The following is a 5,997-nucleotide window of genomic DNA, read 5'->3' on the forward strand; positions in this document are numbered from 1 at the left end:
TCTCGGGCCTTCGGGGGCTTTTCGGGGGCCGGGGGGCGGTACGCGCGTGCTTTCGCGGACCTCAGTAGACGAGGGCCTGGACGTCGTCCGCCATGATCTCGCTGACGAAGACCTGCGCGCCGGCGATCCGTACCCCCTCGATCACATCCTTCTCCGTGATGTCGCGCCGGGCCGCGCACTGCGTGCAGAGGGTGATCCGTCCCCCGGCCTGGATCGACTCGATGAGGTCGGGCAGCGGGGCGGAGTGCGGCAGTTCGAACTCGGCCGCCCGGCCCGGCAGCGAGAACCACGCGGACTCGCCCGTCAGCCACAGCGAGACCTCGATCCCGCTGGCCACGGCCACGGCCGCGACGGTGAAGGCCTGGGAGCAGCGCTCGGGGGCATCGGCCCCGGCGGTCACTTTGATCACGAGCTTCTTCGCGGAAGGCATATGCCGAACTGTAATCCTGTCCGGTACAACCACTCCCTCCGCCCGGAGGTCAGGTCTGTGCGCGGGTGATCGAATTCCGCGCTTCGGATCTCATCTCGTACGTCTCGTACGTCTTCGTACGTGTCATGGGGGGACTCTTTTTTGCAATCTCAGCCAACTCAGGCGGGCCCGGCTGCCCCGGAGCCGGTGGAGCCTCAGGCGCCTCAGGCCGACCAGCCGGCGCCGGTGGTGCCCGAAGCCGTACGGGCTCCGCGCCGGCGCGGGCGTACGGCCCTGCTGATCGCCGCGGCCGCCGTGCTCGGCGTGGTCGCCGGTACGGCCACCGGGTACGCCGTCCAGGCCGACCGCCCGCCGACCCCGCTGCCGATGCTCGCGCAGCCCGGCCTCGCGTATCCCGCGAAGCCGCTTCCTCCGGGGAAGGAGCCGGAGCCGCTGTCCGCCGAGGAGGACAGCCGGGTCAAGACGGACGGTGACCTGCGCAAGCTGCTGCTTTCGCGGCCCGCGGGTGCCAGGGAGAATCCCGCGCCCTGGGCCGACAACGGGTGGCTCTCGCTCGACGAGTACGCCCGCCAGTTCGAGTTCCCCGACTCCATGTTCGAGGACCTGGTGAACGGGGATTTCCGCCGGGCAGCGGCCGTTTCCTGGATGGAGGGCGAGTACCGCGAGACGGACATCGCCCTCGTGCAGTTCCGGGCGGGTCCCGACCTGGGCGCGGTCGAGCACGGGGAAGGTCAGCTCTCCTACATGTCCGGCGACGAGATCGGCGCGGGCAACGACGGCGATGCCATCAAGGGCAGCACCAACGGCCGTTACTACCTCTACAAGGTCGATCGGAAGGCGGGATATCTGCCGCAGTACCGCGCCCGCGCGATCGCCTACCGCGGCGATGTGGTGCTCGACATCGACATTTTCGACACCGTGCCGATCAGCAAGAAGGCGATCCGGACGCTGGCCGAGCGGCAGTTGGAGCGCCTGTGAACGCGCCTGAGAGTGACTCGGTGAACGACTCTGTGAACGATTCCGTGAACGATTCCGTGATCGACACCGACCAGGCGCGTGAGGCTGACCCGTCTCCTGAGCCTGACCGGACTCCTGAGGCCGACCGGGCTCCTGAGGCCGACCGGGTTCCTGAGGTCCCAGAGGCTGCGGACACGCCCTCGGCCCTGGACACCGTCCCCGCTCAGGCCCCGGCCGTACGCCCCGGCCCGAGTCGGCTCCGCAGGGTCCTCGGCACCGTACTGCCCGCCGTGTTCGTCCTCGGCGCGACCGCCGGCGGGCTCGCCTTCGTCAAGACCACCGTCGACAGTGCCGACACCACCGCCCCCACCGCGGTCTGGCGGGACCCGGCCGCCGAGCCGCGCCCGAACCCGGACCCGGCCGAGCGCGCCGACGAGGGCCGTACGGACTCCGACCTCAGCAGGAAGCTGCTGCCGGTCCCCGCCGACTACCGGCTCGGCCCCGATGTGGACGAGCACGGCAATGACGCCTTCCTGACCTCGAAGGAGGCGACGGTGCTGTTCAAGTCGGTCGGCGAGGGCCTGCCCGGCAAGCTGCGCAGGCGACTGGACAAGGAAATCGACAAACTGGGCATCCAGGGCACCGCGGCGCGGTCGTACGAGCGGAACAGGGACTTCCTGGTCGTCGAGGTGTATCTGTCCCGGATGACGGACCGCGCGGCCGTCCGCCGTTCGTACGCGCATCAAGTGGACCGGCCCGGCGCCCGGAAGGGCCCGGCTGTCGAGGGCCACAAGAACAACGCCAGGTGCTTCCTGGGCCCGAAGGAGAAGAAGACCGGCCTCGCGGCGATGGAGTGCGTGGGCTACGACGGCGAACTGGCCGTCGATGTCGTCGCCCACGGCACGGCCCCGATCGACTCGTCCGCCGTCGCCGAGCTGATGGCGGATCAGCTCGACCACATCGCATCCCCGGGGAAGTACGTATGACCGACCAAGTGATCGCGCCGCCTGCCGCCGAGGCGGAGCCGGCCCCTGTGCCCGAGACCGCCGCCGTACCCGCTCCCGGACCGCAGGCGCCTGAAGTACCACAGGTGCCCGAGGCGGCACCGGCCACGCCTGAGCCGTTCCAGGTGCCCCAAGCGCCCCAGGTGCCCCGGCCTCCCCGGCGGGTGCTCCGCGCCGTCGCCCGCTGGGCCGCCGCCGTGGTCGTGTTCGCGGAGCTCTGGAGCGGGGTGGCGTTCGGGATCAGCGGGATGGAACGCGGCGATGTGCCCGGGCTCGCCACCCAGGACGACGGGCGCTGGACGTATCCGCGGCTTTCGCTGCCAGCCCTGCCCGCCGGTTCGCCCCGGCCCTTCACCGACGCCAACGAGGCCGAGATCCACCACGCCGATCTGCGCGCGCTGCTGCTGCCCGCGCCCGTCGGCTCCACCGTGGATGAGAAGCTCCCCGGCGGATGGACCGGAGTCGACCGGTACCTCGCCGAGTACGCCCCGGGGGAGCGGCCCGCGCTGAAGGCCGCCCTGCGCGACTACGCCGTACGGCATGTCGCGGCGCGCGGCTGGACCATGCCCGACGGCACCAGCACGCGCGTCTACCTGCTCCAGTTCCAGTCCGGCGCGTACGCGGTGGAGTACCAGTACAGCGACATCGGCAACGTCCTGACGGCCGGTACGCCGCTGGCCGCCGCCCCGACGACCGAGCTGGACGAGGGGTGGGCCGAGGAGGACCTCGTACAGGACACGACAGCGAGGGCGTACGTGGAGCCCAAGCCGTACGGGGACAGCCAGGTCCGGCAGGCGTATGTCCTGGCGGGGGACACCGTCGCGCTGATCGTGCAGGAGAAGAAGGGCGGGGCCGCGGCCGTACCGTTCCACCAGACCCTGATACTCCAGAGCCAGCTCCTGGGCTGAGGGGCTTCGCGGCCTCTGTAGTCCCTGCGACCTCAGCGGAAGCACCTCATCGTGAGGGCCGGGCCATCACCCATTAGGCTGGGGCCCGGCCCCACCGGCCCCAGCTCTGCCCTTACCGCGTACCCGAGGAGCACCCCGTGCTTGAGGCTTTCTTCACTTCCCTGCTGGTCCTCGTCTGCCTCGGCACGCTCGCGTTCGCCGGACTGGCCGTGAAGAAGCTGTACCAGGGTCAGCGCTAGCTCCAGCTCCGGCAGGGGCTCAGGGCCCAGGCCCCAGCCGTACCGCCGCCATCAGCGTCACACCCCGCTCCTCCGCAGAACACCCCCCGCCTCTACAGATCGACTGAGCCGCTCATGATCGAGATCCCGTCCGACCTGCACCCCGACCTCGTTCCCCTCGTCTTCCTCCTCGGGAACTGGGAGGGCGTCGGCGTCTTCGACTTCCCCGGCGACGAGAAGGCCAACTTCGGCCAGGAAGTCACCTTCAGCCATGACGGCCGGGACTTCATCGAGTACGTCTCGCACACCTGGGCGCTCGACGCCGAAGGCAAGAAGCTCCGGCCGATCGAGTCCGAGTCCGGCTTCTGGCGGATCGACAAGGACCGCAAGGTCGAGGTCGTGATGGTCAGGGACCAGGGCGTGGTGGAGGTCTGGTACGGCGAGCTGGCCGACCAGAAGCCGCAGATCGACCTGGTCACGGACGCGGTGGCCCGTACGGCGGCCTCCGGCCCGTACAGCGGGGGCAAGCGGCTGTACGGCTATGTCAAGGGCGATCTGATGTGGGTCGGCGAGAAGTCGACACCGGAGATCGCGCTGCGCCCGTACATGTCGGCGCATCTGAAGAAGGTCGTGACGCCGGACCAGGTCGAGGCATGGGCCAAGGATCTCGGCGATCTCCCGGAGGACGGCATCGCGTTCTTCAAGTAGGCCCGATCGGTCGGCTTCAAGTAGGCCGTCGGCCGGCCGGGCCTGCTTGCCCGGCCGGTCGGCTCCTGAGGGCGGACCGGCCTTGTCAAGCCAACCAGAGCGCCTTCTTCGGGCAGTCCGTCACGATCCGCCCGCACCGCCCCCGCCGCTGCATACACTGGGGAGCGTGGTGAGCACCGACTGGAAGAGCGATCTCCGGCAACGCGGCTACCGGCTGACGCCGCAGCGTCAGCTTGTGCTCGAAGCCGTCGACTCCCTCGAACACGCGACGCCCGACGACATCCTCTGCGAAGTGCGCAAGACCGCCTCCGGGGTGAACATCTCCACCGTGTACCGGACCCTGGAGCTGCTGGAAGAGCTGGGGCTGGTCTCGCACACCCATCTCGGGCACGGCTCCCCGACGTACCATCTCGCCGACCGCCACCACCACATCCACATGGTCTGCCGGGACTGTACGGAAGTGATCGAGGCGGACATCGAGATCGCGGCGGAGTTCACCGCCAAGCTGAGTGAGACGTACGACTTCACGACGGACATGAAGCACTTCGCGATCTTCGGCCGCTGCCGGGCGTGCTCGCTGCGCGCGGCGGGCACGGGCTCGTAGCGGCGGGCGCGGGTTCGTAAAAGGCACAGGTTCGTAAAGGCGCGGATTCGTAAAAGGTACGGGTCGTAGCAGGCACGGGTTCGTCAAAGGGCTGATTCCCGGGCACCCGCAGGGCCCCGCCGCCGCCAAGTCGTAGGCTGATAAGCATGAAGAGCCCTCTGCTGTCCCTGCCCGGAGCCGTTCCCGCCGAAGGCCAGGACGAAGGCGTCGCCGCGCATTACGGTGATCTGTTCCGTGAGCAGCGCTCTCTCGCCGATGGCACCGGTCTGGTCGACCTCTCGCACCGCGGGGTCGTGACCGTGACCGGGGACGACCGGCTGAGCTGGCTGCATCTGCTGCTCACCCAGCATGTGAGCGAGCTGCCGGCGGGGCAGGCCACGGAAGCGCTGATTCTCTCGGCGCACGGCCATATCGAACACGCGCTGTATCTCGTGGACGACGGCGAGACGCTGTGGGCGCATGTCGAACCCGGTACGCAGGGCGCGCTGATCGCCTACCTGGAGTCGATGAAGTTCTTCTACCGGGTCGAGGTCGCCGACCGTACGGACGACATCGCGATCGTCCATCTCCCCGCCGGCTCCATCACGGAGGCGCCCGAGGGCGTGGTCGTACGGGAGACTCCGTACGGCCGTGATCTCTTCCTGCCCCGGGCGGACCTGGAGGCGTACGCGGCGGCGAACGGGCCGCTGGCCGGGATCCTCGCGTACGAGGCACTGCGGATCGAGGGCCACCGGCCGCGCCTCGGCTTCGAGACCGACCACCGGACCATCCCGCACGAGCTGGGCTGGATCGGCAGCGCGGTCCATCTGCACAAGGGGTGCTACCGGGGCCAGGAGACCGTGGCGCGCGTCCAGAACCTGGGGAAGCCGCCGCGCAGGCTGGTCTTCCTGCACCTGGACGGCAGCGAGGTGCATCTGCCGGGGCACGGTACGCCCGTACGCCTCGCGGCGGACGGCGCGGAGGGGCGCCAGCTCGGCTTCATCACCACGTCGGGGCGCCACCACGAACTGGGTCCGATCGCGCTGGCCCTGGTCAAACGGAATGTGCCGCTGGACGCGGAACTGATGGCGGGCGACACGGCGGCGGCGCAGGAAGCGGTGGTCGAGGCGTAAGGGGCCGGGCGCAAGCGGGCTTCGGGCGGGGGCTCGGGGCGCGGCCGGGGTCGGGC

General features: G+C 69.8%; 7 protein-coding genes. 6 read left to right on the forward strand and 1 reads right to left on the reverse strand.

Annotation, left to right across the window (positions count from 1 at the left end):
• Nucleotides 1-61: 61 nt before the first annotated feature.
• Nucleotides 62-430: a DsrE family protein gene (locus WH07_RS34130; protein ID WP_046508768.1), complete on the reverse strand. Its 369-nt coding sequence runs from the start codon at nt 428-430 to the stop codon at nt 62-64.
• A gap of 186 nt (nt 431-616) precedes the next feature.
• Here WH07_RS34130 and WH07_RS34135 point away from each other — a divergent pair, with 186 nt between their 5' ends.
• The 6 genes from WH07_RS34135 to ygfZ all read left to right on the forward strand — a co-directional run bounded on the left by WH07_RS34135 (nt 617) and on the right by ygfZ (nt 5,941).
• Complete coding sequence (locus WH07_RS34135) at nt 617-1,408, forward strand: hypothetical protein (protein ID WP_232789158.1); 792 nt, start codon at nt 617-619, stop codon at nt 1,406-1,408.
• Between the two features lie 20 nt (nt 1,409-1,428).
• Nucleotides 1,429-2,373: a hypothetical protein gene (locus WH07_RS34140; RefSeq protein ID WP_157877488.1), complete on the forward strand. Its 945-nt coding sequence runs from the start codon at nt 1,429-1,431 to the stop codon at nt 2,371-2,373.
• The gene (locus WH07_RS34145) at nt 2,370-3,299 is read left to right on the forward strand and encodes a hypothetical protein (RefSeq protein ID WP_046508773.1); all 930 of its coding nucleotides are present in this window, start codon (nt 2,370-2,372) and stop codon (nt 3,297-3,299) included. Before WH07_RS34140 ends, WH07_RS34145 begins: the two co-directional genes overlap by 4 nt.
• A 353-nt stretch (nt 3,300-3,652) precedes the next feature.
• Entirely contained in the window at nt 3,653-4,225 is a 573-nt protein-coding gene (locus WH07_RS34155; protein WP_046508775.1) for an FABP family protein, read from the forward strand.
• 166 nt (nt 4,226-4,391) lie between these two features.
• A complete protein-coding gene (locus WH07_RS34160) occupies nt 4,392-4,829 on the forward strand; it encodes a Fur family transcriptional regulator (RefSeq protein ID WP_046508778.1) in 438 nt (145 codons plus the stop codon).
• A gap of 146 nt (nt 4,830-4,975) precedes the next feature.
• Entirely contained in the window at nt 4,976-5,941 is a 966-nt protein-coding gene (ygfZ, locus tag WH07_RS34165) for a CAF17-like 4Fe-4S cluster assembly/insertion protein YgfZ (RefSeq protein ID WP_046508780.1), read from the forward strand.
• Nucleotides 5,942-5,997 lie beyond the last annotated feature (56 nt).

This window comes from Streptomyces odonnellii (assembly GCF_000981895.1).
GTDB classification, from domain to species: domain Bacteria; phylum Actinomycetota; class Actinomycetes; order Streptomycetales; family Streptomycetaceae; genus Streptomyces; species Streptomyces odonnellii.

What these genes read in the sequence shown, in the direction of transcription:
- WH07_RS34130 (WP_046508768.1), bottom strand. Translation starts at nt 430, where the DNA reads ATGCCTTCCGCGAAGAAGCTCGTGATCAAAGTGACCGCCGGGGCCGAT.
- WH07_RS34145 (WP_046508773.1), top strand. Translation starts at nt 2,370, where the DNA reads ATGACCGACCAAGTGATCGCGCCGCCTGCCGCCGAGGCGGAGCCGGCC.
- WH07_RS34155 (WP_046508775.1), top strand. Translation starts at nt 3,653, where the DNA reads ATGATCGAGATCCCGTCCGACCTGCACCCCGACCTCGTTCCCCTCGTC.
- ygfZ (WP_046508780.1), top strand. Translation starts at nt 4,976, where the DNA reads ATGAAGAGCCCTCTGCTGTCCCTGCCCGGAGCCGTTCCCGCCGAAGGC.